We start from the raw sequence: 15,906 nt of genomic DNA, 5'->3' as shown, positions 1-15,906 counted from the left end.
TCAGGCTTCAAGGCAGGCTTGGGCGTGTGCATCTTCGCCTTGTCGCTTCAGGTATTTTTATGTCGTTACGCATCTGCATTCTGGAAACCGACGTCCTTCGCCCGGAATTGGTCGATCAATACAATGGTTATGGGCGGATGTTCGAAACGTTGTTCTCCCGCCAGCCCATTGCCGCCGAGTTCGTGGTCTACAACGTCATGCAGGGCAATTATCCGCCCGATGATGAGCGTTTCGATGCGTACCTGATCACCGGCTCCAAGGCTGACTCCTTCGGCACCGATCCGTGGATTCAAACCTTAAAGACCTACCTGCTCCAGCGTTACGAGCGAGGCGACAAGTTGCTGGGGGTGTGCTTCGGCCATCAATTGCTGGCGTTGTTGCTGGGCGGCAAGACTGAGCGGGCGATCCAGGGCTGGGGCGTCGGCATTCACCACTACAACCTGGCACCGGCCAAACCGTGGATGACCCCAGCGATGGACAAGCTGACGCTGCTGATCAGCCACCAGGATCAGGTGACGGCCTTGCCGGAAGGCGCGACGGTGATTGCATCCAGCGAGTTCTGCCAGTTCGCTGCCTATCACATCAACGATCAGGTCCTGTGCTTCCAGGGTCATCCCGAGTTCATCCACGATTATTCGCGCACCTTGCTCGACATTCGCCAGCAGGCGCTGGGGGAGCAGGTATACAGCAAGGGCATCGCCAGCCTGGAAGAGGAGCACCATGGCACAACAGTGGCCGAATGGATGATGCGGTTTGTAGCGAACAAGCCAGAGGTGGCCTGACACTAAAGTTTGGCCCCTATAGAGCCGGCTTGCTGGCGAACGCGTCGAATCAGACGACCGCGATGTCGACCTATCCACCGGGTTCGCCAGCAAGCCGGTTCCTGACAATGATTGCGGTGTATCAGCGGTGGCGGTTGTGAGGACGCCACCGGCGCGAAGCCGTGTTGCTACAGAGGCGGTGTGAGGTTTACAACCAACCCGACCGTTTGAAGCTGGCGAACAGCACACCACATCCGCCCACGATCACCCCCAGCACGGCAAAGTAGCCGTAATGCCAGCTCAGCTCCGGCATGTTCTGAAAGTTCATCCCGTAGATCCCGGCAATTGCTGTCGGAAACGCCAGGATCGCGGCCCAGGCGGCGAATTTGCGTTGGGTCAGGCTTTGTCGCGAGGACTCCAGCAGCAAGCCGATTTCAATCGTCTGACTGGCAATGTCGCGCAGGTTGGCCAGGTCCTCCATCTGCCGCTTCACGTGGATTTCCACGTCACGGAAGTACGGGCGCATGTTCTTGTCGATGAACGGGAAGCTAAGCTTCTGCAGTTCCTCACCAATCTCTACCATCGGTGCCACGTAACGCCGCAAGCGCAGCAGGTCGCGACGCAGGCTGTGGATTCGGTGGATGTCGGCTTCATTGAGTTCGGTGCTCAGGACGCTGTGCTCCAATTCTTCAAGCTCGCAGTGAATGGCTTCAGTGACCGGCTGGTAGTTTTCGGTGACGAAATCCAGCAATGCGTACAGCACGAAGTCTTCCCCGTGCTCCAGCAGCAAAGGCCGCGCCTCGCAGCGTTGGCGGACAAGCCCGTAAGACTTCGAATCCCCGTTGCGCGAGGTGATGATGTAGCCCTTGCCGGCGAAAATATGCGTTTCGATGAAGACCAGTTTGCCGTTTTCACGAATCGGCGCGTAGGTGACGATGAACAGGGCATCGCCGAAGGTCTCAAGCTTGGGGCGGCTGTGGATTTCCAGCGCATCTTCGATGGCCAGTTCATGCAGACCGAATTGCTTTTGCAGGGAGGCCAGCTCCTGGGCGCTGGGCTGCTCCAGGCCAATCCAGACGAAATGCCCGGGTTTGGCGGCCCAGGCAGCCCCTTCATCGAGGGTGATATCGGTGACTTTCTTTCCGGCACTGTAAACGGCTGCAGCGACAACTCGGCCCATGGCAATCTGCTTCTTCTGTCAGGAGGGACCTGCGCAGCTTAGCGCGGTCTCTGTTTCAGAGTGGGCGGATTTCAACGAGTTCGAGGGTTTTGTACAAGCTGTTCAGCGGCGGTTTGGTCTGACGCCGCCGTGGTGTGCAATTGGGCATCCATCTGTTCGATGCAGGCTTGCATCTGGCCGTGGCAGAGGGCAATGAGGTCAGGAATATCGTCGCTGGTCATGCCCGCGGTGCAGATCGCTGGCAGCGAACGAATCATCACCTGCCCGCTGTCCCACTCATTCAGACGCATGTCGCGGACATAGGTGCTCACGCATACCGGCACGATCGGCACACCTGCTTCGATAGCCATCTGGAAAGCGCCGCGCTTGAACGGCAATAGACCCTTGCCCAGATTGCGCGTGCCTTCAGGGAAGACCCAGATCGAGGTGTCCTTGTGCCTCAGCGTCTCGGTGGTTTGCCGAATGGAAAGACGTGCCCGCAGCGGGTTACCGCGATCGATCAGCACATTCCCCGCCAGCCAGAACAGCTGACCGAAGAAAGGCACCCACTTGAGGGTCTTCTTGCCGATACAGACGGTGCGTGGAGGCACGATGTTGCCGAGGACGAACAAATCGTAATTGGACTGATGGTTGGCAACGATCACGCACGGGCGCGACCTGGCGAAGTGCGTGCCCATCTGGGCTTGGAGGCGCAGACGCATAATCCACATCGCAGGCAGCGCATATAGGCGGGCGCACAAACGGCTGTTGTCGGGGTTGAACGGGCGACAGATACCAAGCACCAGCCCGAAAGCCCCAGCGACAATAAAATGCACCCCCATCAGTAACATACGCAGGACAAACAGCATGCGGACCACTCTGATAACAAAAAGGTGGCGCAGTGTACGGATGTGCACTTGAATCGGCAATTACCGGACAGACGGGTGGTATTTGCCGAATTTAAGCGAATGTTTCAGAAGCGAGGCTTGAGCGGCGCAGCTGACACTGTGGGAAGTGAGCTTGCTCACTCCCACAGGTTGCAGCGTTGTTTATGGCAAGCAAGGCGTCAGAACTGATGCTGGCGATCCAGCTCGATTGCCTTGTCCAGCGTCTGCAAAAACTCTTTGCGCACTTTCAACTTGGTCTGCTTGTGCGCCTTCATGTTGATCTTCTTCAATTGCAAGGCCACGGTGCGCGCGGCGTCGGTGAGTTCTTCCGGGGTGACGATCTTGTCGAGGAACCCGGCCTGCAGCGCGCCGTTGGGATCGTACATCTCGCCATTGATCACAGAGCGGCCAAACGCGCTTTTGCTCAGACGATCACGGGCCAGTTCGATACCGGCGTTGTGCATGGTCATGCCGATCTGCACTTCATTCAGACCAATGCTGAACGGGCCTTCGACACCGATGCGGTAGTCGGCCGACAGGAGCAGAAACGCGCCTTTCGCCACGGCATGGCCGCTGCACGCAACGACGATGGGGAAGGGGTGCGACAGCATGCGTCGCGCCAGTGTCGAGCCTGCTGCGACCAGATCCATAGCGGCTTCGGGGCTTGAAGTCATGATTTTCAGGTCATAGCCGCCGGAGAGAATGCCCGGCTGGCCGGTGATGATCACAACTGCACGGTCCTTTTCCGCCTGGTCCAGCGCGGTATTGAAGGCAGCGACCACTTCGTTGCTGATGGCGTTGACCTTGCCGTTGCTCAGGGTCAGGGTGGCGACGCCGTCGTCCAGCTGATACGCGACCAAATCACTCATGGGACGAGTCCTTGTTGTTTTGAGATGGCGCAGACGTTACTCACCCCAACGGGCAAGGTAAAGCGTAAAGGATGACCGACGGGTCAAGGTTTCGGGCCGCGTGCAGGACAGTCAAGGGTGCGGCCCGAAGGAGGGAGAGAAACGAGGGTTATTGCTCGACAGCGTTCAGTTCGCAGTACTCATCCCAATCCATGCCAAGGGCTTCTGCCGCTTCCTTATGCACAGCCATGTACAGCGCCTTTTTTTCTTCTTCGGATTTGCCGCTGAATTTCAGGGCCAGCTCCCAGGTTTCCATCTCCAGGGCTTCGGCTTCGTCTTCGAATGCCCAGAGGGTCTGATCCTGCTGATCTTTTGGGCTGAGGCCCTGAATCTCGTCCTGCAACGTCGGGTTGGTCACGATGTACTTCGGCAGGGCAGCTTCGATCCATTCTTCTTTATTCATGTGAGGTAGATCTCCTGTGGGTCGAGCTGACGTTTTGTAATGTAAGGATGTTGACGTGAGGCCCGATTGTGCGGGATGTGTGCAACTCATGCCAGACGAAGATGGGCCGTCCGTCGTGCTGAAAGTCTGGTGGGGGGAAATGAAGAGGGCCCGCCATTTGGCAAGCCCTTCCTTTGTACACGTTCTGCGACCCTGTTATTGCGGCCCTGCCTGTGTGGCGCAAGGCTGCCATCGGAGGAAGCGACTGCCAGCGTCGGACTCCAGGCTCAGTGGGCCTCGTGACTGGCTTTCTGCACCTTGGCCAGGGCCAGCGCTACGAACATATCGGCGTCACCTTGCAGAACCCGCAGGTGGTCCTCGACATGGTCAGCGTTGTTCTGCTGCTCCTTGGAGTCGATCAGCCTCGTGACTTCGCACAGCGCGTTGGCGGTCACCCAAAGACTCTGACGCAACTGACCGATGATCTTCACCACACTTTCGGCGCTGTCGCGATCGTCCTCGAGCTGCCCCAGCGATGGCAGCATCGGCACTTCCACCCGATTGCTCGAATCGATGCCCGTCACCACACGCCCGATGTCCACCCCGGCTGCCGCGATTCGAAACAGATAATCGGCCCTGGGCAAGCGCTGTCCACTTTCATAATGACCTTGAGCATTTGCCTCCACGCCCCCTATGGCACCCAGGGCACTTTGCGTGAGCTTCAAGCGTTTCCTTTCCTGTTTCAGGCGTTTGCCAATACCGTTCATCAACCTACTCCTGCGAGATCCGCGCTCGGTTATTCGTCTGGGTCGAGCGCGCAATGGGGGCTGGAATACGGGCTGGGTGACTAGCGTAGAACTAGCCTCGTGCTTGCTCGTTACTCCGAATGAATATAGCAACGCATTAGACAGTAGCTGGTCGATTGGCTGTATGAGCGGCTTTCTGATGTTCTGCGGAAAGTAAACGAGTTCGACCGCCAGGCATCGTGGCGTGATCCGGCATTCAGTATGCTTTTGGCGTTATGCGCAGCCAAAAACGAAAAACCCCCGGATTCTCAAGGAATCTCGGGGGTTTCGTTTACATCGAATTTGGCGGTGAAGGAGAGATTCGAACTCTCGATACAGTTTCCTGTATACACACTTTCCAGGCGTGCTCCTTAAGCCACTCGGACACTTCACCGTATCTCTTCAGACGTTCAGTCTGTCGAGGCGCGCTAATGTAGTCGAAAGTTCTTGCGAAGGCAAAACTTTTTTTCAGAATTTTCATGCGCTTAAGCCGAAAAGCGGCAAGCCCCGGCTTTGCTGTGAAGTCCGGGGCTCTGTGGTGCAGTTAAGAGGGAGAGGGATCAGGCGCCGAAGCCACCGTCGATGGTCAGGCTCGCACCGGTGACGTAGCCCGCTTCAGGCCCTGCCAAGTAGGCGACCATTGCGGCGATTTCTTCGGACCGACCGTAGCGGGGCACTGCCATCAGGCCCAGCATCACTTGGGCGAAGTCGCCGTTGGCAGGGTTCATGTCCGTGTCGACCGGACCCGGTTGCACGTTGTTGATGGTGATGCCGCGCGGTCCGAGGTCGCGGGCCAGGCCTTTGGTCAGCCCGACCAGTGCCGATTGGCTCATGGCGTAAACACCGCCACCGGCGAACGGCATGCGGTCGGCGTTGGTGCTGCCGATGTTGATGATGCGACCACCTTCCTTCATATGGCGCGCCGCTTCCTGGCTGGCGATGAACACGCTGCGCACGTTGATGGCCAGGGTTCTGTCGAAGTCTTCCAGGCTGAACTCTTCAAGCGCGGCGATAGCCAGCACGCCCGCGTTATTGACCAGAATGTCGAGGCCGCCGAAGGCTTCGACGGTTTTGGCCGCCGCGTCGCGAATGTCTTGCTCGCTGGCGCTGTCGGCCTTGATTGCCAGGGCTTTGCCGCCGCTTGCGGTGATGCTGTTCTGCAATTCACGCGCTTTTTCTTCGGAGCTGACGAAGGTGAACGCGACCGCGGCGCCTTGTTCGGCCAGACGTTTGACGATGGCTGCGCCGATACCGCGGGAGCCGCCTTGAACCAGTGCTGTTTTGCCGATGAGGTTGGTTGGGTGAGTCATGTTGATCTCCTGTAACCATTAGCAGTGAGTGGATGGCGACAGTATCGGCTGCCGATTAGGTTCTCGGTAGCGGGTAATCGATATAGTCTGTGTAAACCAAAAGTTGTGAATGAGTGCGATGGAAAACTTCACGAGCATCGAATGTTTCGTCCGCAGTGCCGAGGTGGGCAGCTTTGCCGAAGCCGCGAGACGTTTGAGCCTGACGCCAGCCGCCGTGGGCAAGAGCGTGGCCAAGCTGGAGGCACGGCTGGGCGTTCGGCTGTTCCAGCGCAGCACGCGGCGGCTGACCTTGACGGAAGCCGGGCAACGATTTTTCGGCGAGGTGCGTGCCAGTCTCGACACCATCCAGAACGCGGTGGCCAATCTCGCGAGCGCACAGGGCAGCCCGGCGGGCACCTTGAAAGTCAGCGTGGGCACGATTTTCGGCTGCCTTTATGTGGTGCCACTGCTGGGCGAGTTTCTACGACGGTATCCGGCGATCATCCCGGACTGGCACTTCGATAACCGGCAGGTCGACTTGATCGGGCAGGGATTCGATGCTGCGATTGGGGGCGGGTTCGATCTGCCTCAAGGCGTCGTCGCACGCAAACTGGCACCGGCGCATCGTGTGCTCGTCGCTTCCCCCGAATGGCTGCAGGCGCAACCGGCCTTTGGGCATCCGGAAGACTTGAGCGAGTACGATGGCATTCTGATCCGCTCGCCGCAGACCGGGCGAATCCGCTCCTGGCCGCTGACCCATCGCCATCAGGAGCAAAGTACGTTGCGCCTGAAAGTGCGCATGACCATGAGCGATTCCGAGGCCGCGTGCCGGGCCGCGACGCAGGGGCTGGGCGTGGCACTGGTGAGTATGCCCTTTGCCTTGCCGTATCTGCGCAGTGGCGCATTGCAGCGCGTGTTGCCGGATTGGTATGTGGAAGACGGCAATATCAGCATCTACTACAGTGAGCACAAATTGCTGCCCGGCAAGACACGTGCCTTCGTCGATTTCGTGATCGAACAGTTTGCCGAGCAGCAGCTGGCGCGGCATTTCAGCGCGATTTGATTGATCGACATGCGTTTCTGCAAATCACATATTCATCACGACAAGCGAATTTATGGACATACACCGCAAGGCCGCGCTGGTCATCATCGACATGCAACAAGGCATCAATCATCCACGACTGGGGCGGCGCAACAATCCCGACGCCGAGCAGCGAATGCTTGCGTTGCTCGCGGCCTGGCGCGACACCGGACGCACGGTGATTCATGTCCGGCATTTTTCCCGGTCGCCGGATTCGGTGTTCTGGCCCGGGCAATCAGGGGTCGAATTCCAGCCCGCGTTTCTGCCATGGGACGGGGAAGGGGAGTTGCACAAACAGGTGCCGGATGCGTTCTGCCATTCGGCGCTGGAGGGATGGTTGCGGGCGGACGGGATCAACCAACTGGTGATCGTTGGCGTGGTGACAAATAACTCCGTCGAATCCACGGCCCGTACCGGCGGCAATCTGGGGTTTGAGGTGATCGTGCCCCACGACGCCTGTTACACCTTCGACGGCGCGGATTTTTTCGGTCATCCGCGCAGCGCCGAGGACATTCATGCCATGTCGCTGGCCAACCTGCACGGGGAGTATGCGCAGGTGCTGGCGACGCAGGAGATTTTGCAGTCGATCACCTAAGGCACTGACCCTCGTCCCCGGCTTGCTGGCGAATGCGGTGGGTCAGTGGCGAATGAGTTGACCGACACGCCCAGTTCCCCAGCAAACCGGCTCCTACCGTGAATAGCGAGTGCACGTGACATCCCGGCAGACTGCAAGAACCTGTCTTACAATCTGAACCGGGCCATCTGTGCTGCAAGGTGTTCGGCCTTTTCCGACAACTTCTGGCAGTCCTCTAAACAGGCTTTGACGTCGCTGGCCGTGGACTGAGCCAGATCGGCGATCCCTTGTACGTTGCGGTTGATCTCCTCGGTCACGGTGCTCTGCTCTTCGGTGGCGGCGGCGACTTGATGGTTGCGGTCGGTGAGCTCCTCGACATGCCCGGCGATCGCGTCCAGCGAATCGCCCGTACGCCGGCTGGCTTCCACCCCTGTGCCAGTCGCGGCCTGACCGGCGCGCATCGACGTCACGGCCTGATCGGCACCGCTTTTCAGCTCGCCCATCATTTGCTGGATTTCCGAGGTGGCGCTCTGCGTACGACCGGCCAGCGTGCGCACCTCATCGGCCACCACCGCGAAGCCCCGCCCCATCTCACCCGCACGAGCCGCTTCGATGGCCGCGTTCAAGGCCAGCAGGTTGGTCTGCTCGGAGATGCTGCGAATCACACTGAGCACCTGATCGATGGTGGAAATCTGCGTAGCGAGGTTTTCCACCGCGACCGCTGCGGTGCCGACGCCGTCGGACATGCCCTGAATGTGGCCGATGGATTCGCCGACGACTTTCTTGGCTGACACCGCTTCCTCGCGAGTATTACGCGACACGTCCGCTGCGGCGCCGGCGTTGCGGGCAATTTCCTGCACCGTCAGGCCCATCTCATGAACGGCAGTGGCGACCATATCGGTCATATGTTGCTGCTTGAGCGCGCGACTCGACGTGCTGTCGACGACACGCGCAACGTCCACCACGCTGTGGCGCAATTGCTCGCTGGTCTTGAGCACATCGCCGATCAACAGGCGCAGGCTCTCGATGAAGCGATTGAAGCCACGCGCCAGATCGCCCAGCTCGTTGGCGCGGCTGTCATCCAGACGGCGAGTCAGATCACCCTGGCCGCCACCGATGTCGACCAATGCCGTGGTCACTTGCTGGATCGGTCGCACGATGCCCCGGGCGATCCAGGCAACGAAGCCCAGGAAGCACAGCACCACCGCCAGACTGATCGCCGAAATCGTCGTCAATGCCTCTTTCGCCGGGCCATAAACCTCCGCCAGTGGCACTTCGCTGACCAGCGTCCAGCCCAGCGACTCAACCGGCTTGGCCACGGCCACATACGCCAGACCATTGCGCTCGAACTCCAGTGCCTGCCCGTTCCCGCCCTGGCTCAGCAAGGTGCCAGCCGCAGCATCGCCCACCAGTTGGTTCAGCGATTCGTGATCATTGAAATCTGCGTTGGGATGAACCTTGATCCTGCCGTCGGGGCTGACCAGATACACCTGGCCTTCCTTGCCGAAATGAAAGTCGCGAACCATCTGCGACAGGGCGCTCATGCTGAAGCCCAGACCCGCCACGCCGACCACGCTGCCGTTGTGCTCGATGCGCTGGTTAATGAACAGCGTCGGCACCTTGGTCGTGGCATCGATGTCGATGTCCAGCGAGCGCTGTTTGTTGCTGTCGAGAAACCCGTAGAACCAGCTGTTCTCCGCCGGGCCGCGTTGCAAGGTGCGGTCCGCGCCTTTGTTGGTGATGTAATGGCCGCTGTCCTTGGCGACGATGAAGGTGGTCAGCGCGTTGTGCTGCTCCTTGATCCTGGCCAGATAGCGGATGAAGGATGGCTGTTGCGCCGGATCTTCGCCGTTGCCCAGCCAGTCGGATACCAGTGTGTTGTCGGCGATGTCCGTGGCGGCTGTCAGAGGCGCGGCCAGCAGGCGTTCGAGGTCGTTGCGAATGGCTTCGACGCTGGCGGGCATGGCTTGCTGCAGCAGATAACGGTCGGTGAGTTTGTTAAGCGCAAAGGCGTAGATACCGATGACGATCAGGCTGCTGATCACCAGCGCGGCGCCCATGCTCAATGTCAATTGCCACTGAATACTTTTTCGCCAGACAGGCATAGAAAACTCCGCAAATACGAGCGCACAACCACGATGGAACAGTGCCGCTCACTTGCGAAGAGCAATAAGTGGGCCACTGGGTTGATCGAGTGGTCAGGTTGCGACGGCGGAAGAGGGTTGCGGACCTTAAAACGTATGGGGCCAAGCCGTTCGGCGGATCGGTATAGCTCTGTCCCGGCTGAAAGTTGTGTACAAAAAATGTGTAGTTTTGGAACAATTTTTCTTCGGGCGCGCGAAAAAGTGGCGAATGGCCGCAGTTCACGCCCTGAATATTGCCATTCGCCTGACGCAGGTGCCCTGCGAACGCCGTTCATCTGTGAATGCGCATTCAGTCGCGAGGCAACGGTACGTCCGGCACATAGGTGTCATGAAACCGCATCATGAGTGAGTCCGCTTTCACAGCGATCTGCGTTCCAATCTACCTTACGCGTGGTGCACCCCGGCACGTTTCAGCAGTTTCTTGCAGCGCTCGGACAGATGCACCACCCGCAGATGTTTCCCGGCCTTCTGATAGCGCTCGCGCAGGGTTTTCAGCGCGGCAATCGCCGAGTAGTCGACGAAGCGCAGATGCTGGCAGTCGAGCGTCACGTGCTGCGGATCATCCTGATAATCGAACTGATCGAGAAACGGTGTGGTGGAGGCGAAGAACAGGGTGCCATGCAGGTGGTACAACTTGCTGCCGTCGGTTTCGATATGGCTGTCGGCATACAGCTCGCGCGCCTGTTGCCAGGCAAAATTGAGGGCTGCGATGAGGATGCCGAACAGCACCGCGGTCGCCAGGTCTGTGAGCACGGTGACGACAGTGACCGCGATGATCGCCAGCACATCGTTCAGCGGCACCTTTCGCAGCACACGCAGCGAGGCCCAGGCGAAGGTTTGCTGGGATACCACGAACATCACTCCGACCAGTGCCGCCAGCGGGATGCGCTCGATCAGCGGTGAGAGGAACAGCACGAACATCAGAATCATCACCCCGGCCACGATCCCCGACAGCCGACCACGGCCGCCGGAGCTGAGATTGATCACGGTCTGCCCGATCATGGCGCAACCGCCCATGCCACCGCAGATGCCGGAAGCGATGTTCGCTACGCCCAAGGCCACGCATTCGCGATCCGGATAGCCACGACTTTCGGTGATCTCGTCGGTCAGGTTGAGGGTCAACAGGGTTTCCAGCAGGCCCACCAGGGCCATCAATATGGCATATGGGGCGATGATGCGCAGCGTGTCCAGATTCCACGGTATGTCTGGCAGCGCGGCGTTCGGCAAGCCGCCGGCGATATGGGCCATGTCGCCAAGGGTACGGGTCGGCAGGTCTAAGAAGTACACCAGCGCGCCGACGCCCAGGATCGCGACCAAGGCCGGCGGTACCGCGCGGGTCAGGCGTGGCAGCAGATAGACCACGGCCATGGTCAGTACCACCAGCCCGAGCATCAAGTAAAGCGGCGTGCCGCTGAGCCAGGTTTCGCCGCTCTTGAAGTGTTCGAGCTGAGCCATGGCGATGACGATGGCCAGGCCGTTGACGAAGCCGAGCATCACCGGGTACGGCACCATGCGCACCAGCTTGCCCAGGCGCAACAGGCCGAACGCGATCATCACCAACCCGCCCAGCAGCACCGTCGCCAGCAGGTACTGCACGCCGTGTTGCACCACCAGCGCGACGATGACCACGGCCATTGATCCCGCAGCCCCGGAAACCATACCCGGCCGACCGCCGAACAGCGCGGTCAGGGTGCAGATGATGAACGCGCCGTACAGGCCCATCAGCGGGTTGAGGTGCGCGACGAGGGCGAACGCGATGCACTCGGGCACCAGGGCGAAGGAGGAGGTGAGTCCGGCAAGGACATCAGCACGCAGACGAGCGGGTTTCATGGGGTACCTGAAAGGAGGAAAACGCAAAGGGTGGGGATGTTACGGAATGTGTGGCAAACGGGCCAGCCAGGCCGAGATATTGGGTCGAATGACGACATGTGGAGCAAGTTCATTCGCGATGCGGTTTTTCATCCGACAAATTGGTGTCGGATGTACCGCCGCTTCGCGAATGAATTCGCTCCCAGGGTGAGGTATTGTCTGTGGGTTCCAGAGTAATCCGCCAAATGAATTTATCTCAGTGTCCAGTCAACCACCATTGTGTAACGATGTTTGGCTTGAACGAACCACTGCCCATCACCAAGGACAGAACACGGATGCTCGCCGCCCTCAGACATTACCCTGCTTCAGTCAATCTCCTGCTTGCGTCGTCGCTGTTTCTGACGCTGGGCAGGGCGATTACCTTGCCGTATCTGGTGATCTATCTGTCGTCCAACTTCACTCTGGGCATCAGCGAGATCGGCATGATCGTCGGCAGTGCCTTGATGGTGGGATCGCTGCTGAGCCTGTACGGCGGTTATCTGACCGACAAAATGTCCAGCTACAAACTGATCCTGTGCTTCACCGGTTTCTTCTTCATCGGGTTCGTCGGCATGTGCGTGACCGGCAGGCTGTGGCTGTTTTTCCTGTTTCTGGTGTCGTTCAACTTCGCCTATTCGGTGATCGATATCGTGGTCAAGGCCGCGTTCGGCAAACTGTTGCCGGTGGCCGAGCAGAGCAGGGTGTTCTCGGTGCGCTATACCCTGATCAACATCGGCTACGCGGTCGGCCCGTTCATTGGCGCTGGGCTGGCGCACTGGAACATGAAGCTACCGTTCCTCGTGTCTGCGGCGCTGGGATTGGGCTTTTTCGTGGTTTACGGGATTTGCGGTGACCGCAAGCTCAGCTCCGCCGACCCGGCCAACGTACCGGTATCGTTCCTCGCGGTGGGGCGCATTTTGCTCAAGGACTATCGGCTGGTCTGCTTCACGGTCGGTGGCATGCTGAGCGCCGTGGTATTCGGTCAGTTCACGGCCTACATCTCGCAGTACCTGGTGACGACCAGCACAGCGGAATTTACCTACCAGGTCATCAGTTCCGTCGTAGCCGTCAACGCCGCAGTGGTGATCTGCCTGCAATATTTCGTCGGCAAACACATCAGCCATCGGTATCTGAATCAATGGCTGACAGCGGGTTTCAGTCTGTTTTTGATGGGCGTGGTCGGTTTTGCGCTGTCGACCACGGTGCTGCACTGGGCATTGGCGGTAGCGATCTTCACCCTGGGCGAAATCATCGTGTTCCCCGCCGAATACATGTTCATCGACCGCATCGCTCCGACTCACCTGCGCGGCATGTATTACGGCGCGCAGAACCTGTCCAATCTCGGCGGCGCGCTGGGCCCGGTGTTGTGCGGTTTTGCCCTGGCATCGCAGCCAGCGCACTTCATGTTCTATATGCTGGCGGCCTTTATCGTCGGCGGCGGCTGTTTTTACCTGCTGGGAGCTTCTTACTCCAGACGCCACGATCAACCTTCCAGTACGCGGTGAAGTTTTGCGATGAGTGTTTTGTCTCCTCTGGATGCCTGGCAGCAGGCGGTCGATACGCAGGGTTTTCAGCCGGACGAGGCCCAGCGCCAGGCCGCGAATAAGCTGCAGGAATGCTGGCTGGCGTTGCGTGACGGCCAACCGCGTAACGCCCTCAAAGGTGTGTACCTGTGGGGGCCCGTCGGGCGTGGCAAGACCTGGCTCATGGACCGTTTCTTCGAAGGGCTGCAGGTGCCTGCGCGCCGCCAGCACTTTCATCACTTCATGCGCTGGGTGCATCAGCGTCTGTTTCAATTGACCGGTGTGGCCAAGCCCCTTCAGGTGTTGGCTCACGAGTTGGGGCAAGAGGTGCGCGTGCTGTGCTTCGACGAATTGTTCGTCAATGACATCGGCGATGCGGTGATCCTTGGTGGCCTGTTGCGGGCGATGTTCGAGGAAGGCGTGGTGCTGGTCTGTACCTCCAATCAGCTGCCTGAGCAGTTGTATTCCACGGGGCACAATCGTGAGCGTTTCGTGCCGGCGATCACGGCGATCAATCACTATATGACAGTGGTGTCGGTAGACGGCGGTGAGGATCATCGTCTGCATCCCGGTCAGGCGCAGCAGCGTTATTGGCTGACCAAGGCGCAGGGGCCGAGCGCGCTGGTCGAAGTCTTCGAGAGCCTGAGCAGTGGCGAGCCAGTGTCCATTCAGCCAGTGCCGCTGGGGCGACGTCATCTGCCGGTGGTTCGCTGCAGCAAAAGCGTGGTCTGGTGTCGCTATGCCGAGTTGTGCGAACAGCCGTTGGCGGCGATGGACTTCATCGAGCTGTGCGATCGCTACAAGGCGGTCTTGCTGAGCGAAGTCCCGGCCCTGAGTGCGTCGCAGCGTGAGGGTCGAATCGCCCGGGGCACTGAGGATGGCGTGGAGCAGGTGGTGGCGGGCGATCGTGAGCTGCCGCAGCTGTCGCCTTACGATGATGGCGTGCGGCGTTTCATTGCACTGGTGGACGAGTGCTACGACCGCAAGGTGCCGTTGTATGTCGAGGCGGCGATGCCGATGCAAGAGCTGTATACCGAGGGTTATCTGGCGTTCGCCTTTCGCCGGACCCTGAGCCGCTTGCAGGAGATGCAGCTGGCGCGGTTCGGGCATTGACGTCTGCCATCTTGTTTCTCATGCGGTAGAAATTCTGGGGGAGCGAATTTATTCGTGAAAAAGGGGTGCAGCCGACGCAGGTGTGCGCATCGCGAATGAATTCGCTCCCACAGGGCCGGGTTCATTTCATCAATGGCGTGAACCAGGCCTCTGCGTCAGGTATTCATCCGACGCCTCTGCGCCAACACATGCTTGGTCCCTTCCCCCACCAGCACCATCACGCCAAGCCAGATCGGCAGGTAGGTCATCCATTCATCGCGGCCGATGGTTTCGCCCAGCAGCAACGCCACGCCCACCAGCAGCACCGGCTCGACGTAGCTCAACAGACCGAACACGCTAAAGGCCAACAGGCGGCTGGCGAGGATGTAGCTGACCAATGCCGACGCGCTGATCGCACCCAGTATCGGAATCAGCAGATAGAAGCGTGGGAACTGTTCGACCACCGACGGGTTGCCCTTGCAGATGAACAATACCGCCACCGGCAGGATCAACAGCATGTCCCACCACAATCCGCCGAGGTTGTCGGTCTTGAACTTGCGCCGCAGGATGAAGTAGAGCGGATAGCCCAGGCACACCACCAGGGTCTCCCAGGAAAAACTCCCCAGCCGCAGCAGCTCGTTGCCCACACCCACCACCGCACAGCAGGCGGCGATCTTCTGCAGACGGGACAGTCGCTCGCCATAGACCACGCGACCGGTGAGGATCATCGTCAACGGCAGCAGAAAGTAGCCCAGCGACACTTCCAGACTGCGCCCATGCAACGGCGCCCAAAGAAACAGCCACAACTGCACGCCAATCAGCGCCGCTGACAACGCCATGGGACCCAGCAACACCGGGGTCTGGCGAACACGCGCGGCCAGAGCGCGGGCCAGCTTCCAGTCTCCGCTGGAGAGCATGAAGATCGTCACGCAGGGCAGGGTCAGCAGCATGCGCCAACCGAATATTTCTTCTCCACTCAATGGTTTCAGCAATGAGGTGTAGTAGTACATGACCGCGAAGAGGCAGGAGGCCATGACCGATAACGCAACACCCTTGTACACAGGGGCTCCCTTTTCTTTTAAGAGGTTTCGGTTTTATTGGAAGATATGGACGGCTTCCGGTGTCAGGCTCTGACGGCCCGCTTGCAGGAAACGACGCACAGTCTATCCGAAGCCACCTGCGGCGTTCGCCCGCATTCTGGTAAACACCAGTTCGGCTGGCAGTAAACGATGCACGTTCGGCACAGAACGAGACCGCTTGCTGATTGAGCGGAAAATGCCTGTCCCGGACCACCTTCGGCACGGTCAACGGCGATGTGCTGGTGAGTGAGGAATTGAAGTCATGCTGCTGAATTTTGTCGAGATCATTCGCAGCTGCCCTGGAAAACCTGATTACGCATACGCCGATGCTGTAGGAGCCGGCTTGCTGGCGAAAGCGTTGTGTCAGCGACGTAAATTTTGAACGACACAACCG

The 15,906-nt window shown here is 59.3% G+C and carries 14 protein-coding genes, 1 tRNA gene and 1 pseudogene; 5 read left to right on the top strand and 11 right to left on the bottom strand.

The window, feature by feature from the left end:
- Nucleotides 1-59: 59 nt before the first annotated feature.
- Entirely contained in the window at nucleotides 60-782 is a 723-nt protein-coding gene (locus tag ACRER8_RS02865) for an amidotransferase (RefSeq protein WP_431744849.1), read from the top strand.
- A 187-nt stretch (nucleotides 783-969) separates the two neighbouring features.
- Here ACRER8_RS02865 and ACRER8_RS02860 read toward each other — a convergent pair whose 3' ends face one another.
- The 7 genes from ACRER8_RS02860 to ACRER8_RS02830 all read right to left on the bottom strand — a co-directional run bounded on the left by ACRER8_RS02860 (nucleotide 970) and on the right by ACRER8_RS02830 (nucleotide 6,192).
- Nucleotides 970-1,941, bottom strand: a complete 972-nt coding sequence (locus tag ACRER8_RS02860) for a magnesium and cobalt transport protein CorA (protein ID WP_431744848.1) — start codon at nucleotides 1,939-1,941, stop codon at nucleotides 970-972.
- Nucleotides 1,942-2,012: 71 nt separating this feature from the next.
- A complete protein-coding gene (locus ACRER8_RS02855; RefSeq protein WP_431744847.1) occupies nucleotides 2,013-2,789 on the bottom strand; it encodes a 1-acylglycerol-3-phosphate O-acyltransferase in 777 nt (258 codons plus the stop codon).
- 197 nt (nucleotides 2,790-2,986) lie between these two features.
- Entirely contained in the window at nucleotides 2,987-3,676 is a 690-nt protein-coding gene (locus tag ACRER8_RS02850; RefSeq protein WP_431744846.1) for a crotonase/enoyl-CoA hydratase family protein, read from the bottom strand.
- A 148-nt stretch (nucleotides 3,677-3,824) separates the two neighbouring features.
- Nucleotides 3,825-4,118 carry a DUF6388 family protein gene (locus tag ACRER8_RS02845; protein WP_431744845.1) on the bottom strand — a complete coding sequence of 98 codons (294 nt, stop codon included), beginning with the start codon at nucleotides 4,116-4,118 and terminating at the stop codon, nucleotides 3,825-3,827.
- A 266-nt stretch (nucleotides 4,119-4,384) separates the two neighbouring features.
- Nucleotides 4,385-4,864 (bottom strand): helix-turn-helix domain-containing protein, encoded by a 480-nt coding sequence (locus ACRER8_RS02840; RefSeq protein ID WP_431744844.1) that lies wholly within the window; start codon nucleotides 4,862-4,864, stop codon nucleotides 4,385-4,387.
- Nucleotides 4,865-5,186: 322 nt separating this feature from the next.
- Nucleotides 5,187-5,276, bottom strand: a tRNA-Ser gene (locus tag ACRER8_RS02835).
- Between the two features lie 166 nt (nucleotides 5,277-5,442).
- Nucleotides 5,443-6,192, bottom strand: a complete 750-nt coding sequence (locus ACRER8_RS02830; RefSeq protein WP_431744843.1) for a 3-oxoacyl-ACP reductase family protein — start codon at nucleotides 6,190-6,192, stop codon at nucleotides 5,443-5,445.
- 118 nt (nucleotides 6,193-6,310) lie between these two features.
- On the opposite strand from ACRER8_RS02830, the gene ACRER8_RS02825 reads away from it, so the two are divergent.
- Both ACRER8_RS02825 and ACRER8_RS02820 read left to right on the top strand, forming a co-directional pair.
- Nucleotides 6,311-7,234 (top strand): LysR family transcriptional regulator, encoded by a 924-nt coding sequence (locus ACRER8_RS02825; protein WP_431744842.1) that lies wholly within the window; start codon nucleotides 6,311-6,313, stop codon nucleotides 7,232-7,234.
- A 52-nt stretch (nucleotides 7,235-7,286) separates the two neighbouring features.
- A complete protein-coding gene (locus tag ACRER8_RS02820) occupies nucleotides 7,287-7,847 on the top strand; it encodes a cysteine hydrolase family protein (RefSeq protein ID WP_431744841.1) in 561 nt (186 codons plus the stop codon).
- A gap of 146 nt (nucleotides 7,848-7,993) precedes the next feature.
- Here ACRER8_RS02820 and ACRER8_RS02815 read toward each other — a convergent pair whose 3' ends face one another.
- The 3 genes and pseudogenes from ACRER8_RS02815 to ACRER8_RS02805 form a co-directional block, all read right to left on the bottom strand.
- Nucleotides 7,994-8,722: a methyl-accepting chemotaxis protein gene (locus tag ACRER8_RS02815; protein WP_431744967.1), complete on the bottom strand. Its 729-nt coding sequence runs from the start codon at nucleotides 8,720-8,722 to the stop codon at nucleotides 7,994-7,996.
- Nucleotides 8,723-8,851: 129 nt separating this feature from the next.
- A pseudogene (locus ACRER8_RS02810) lies at nucleotides 8,852-9,790 on the bottom strand (HAMP domain-containing protein); the annotation flags it as partial.
- Between the two features lie 564 nt (nucleotides 9,791-10,354).
- Nucleotides 10,355-11,800 (bottom strand): SulP family inorganic anion transporter, encoded by a 1,446-nt coding sequence (locus tag ACRER8_RS02805; protein ID WP_431744840.1) that lies wholly within the window; start codon nucleotides 11,798-11,800, stop codon nucleotides 10,355-10,357.
- A 314-nt stretch (nucleotides 11,801-12,114) separates the two neighbouring features.
- Between ACRER8_RS02805 and ACRER8_RS02800 the strand changes: the two genes are divergently transcribed.
- Nucleotides 12,115-13,323: an MFS transporter gene (locus tag ACRER8_RS02800; RefSeq protein WP_431744966.1), complete on the top strand. Its 1,209-nt coding sequence runs from the start codon at nucleotides 12,115-12,117 to the stop codon at nucleotides 13,321-13,323.
- Between the two features lie 9 nt (nucleotides 13,324-13,332).
- Entirely contained in the window at nucleotides 13,333-14,454 is a 1,122-nt protein-coding gene (gene zapE / locus ACRER8_RS02795; protein WP_431744839.1) for a cell division protein ZapE, read from the top strand.
- 155 nt (nucleotides 14,455-14,609) lie between these two features.
- Here the strand turns inward: zapE and rarD are convergent, their stop codons facing one another.
- Nucleotides 14,610-15,494 carry an EamA family transporter RarD gene (rarD, locus tag ACRER8_RS02790; RefSeq protein WP_431744838.1) on the bottom strand — a complete coding sequence of 295 codons (885 nt, stop codon included), beginning with the start codon at nucleotides 15,492-15,494 and terminating at the stop codon, nucleotides 14,610-14,612.
- Nucleotides 15,495-15,906: the final 412 nt, after the last annotated feature.

Origin of the sequence: Pseudomonas sp., assembly GCF_050739935.1 — a bacterium.
Lineage (GTDB): Bacteria > Pseudomonadota > Gammaproteobacteria > Pseudomonadales > Pseudomonadaceae > Aquipseudomonas.
This window is presented reverse-complemented; position numbering and strand designations above follow the sequence as displayed.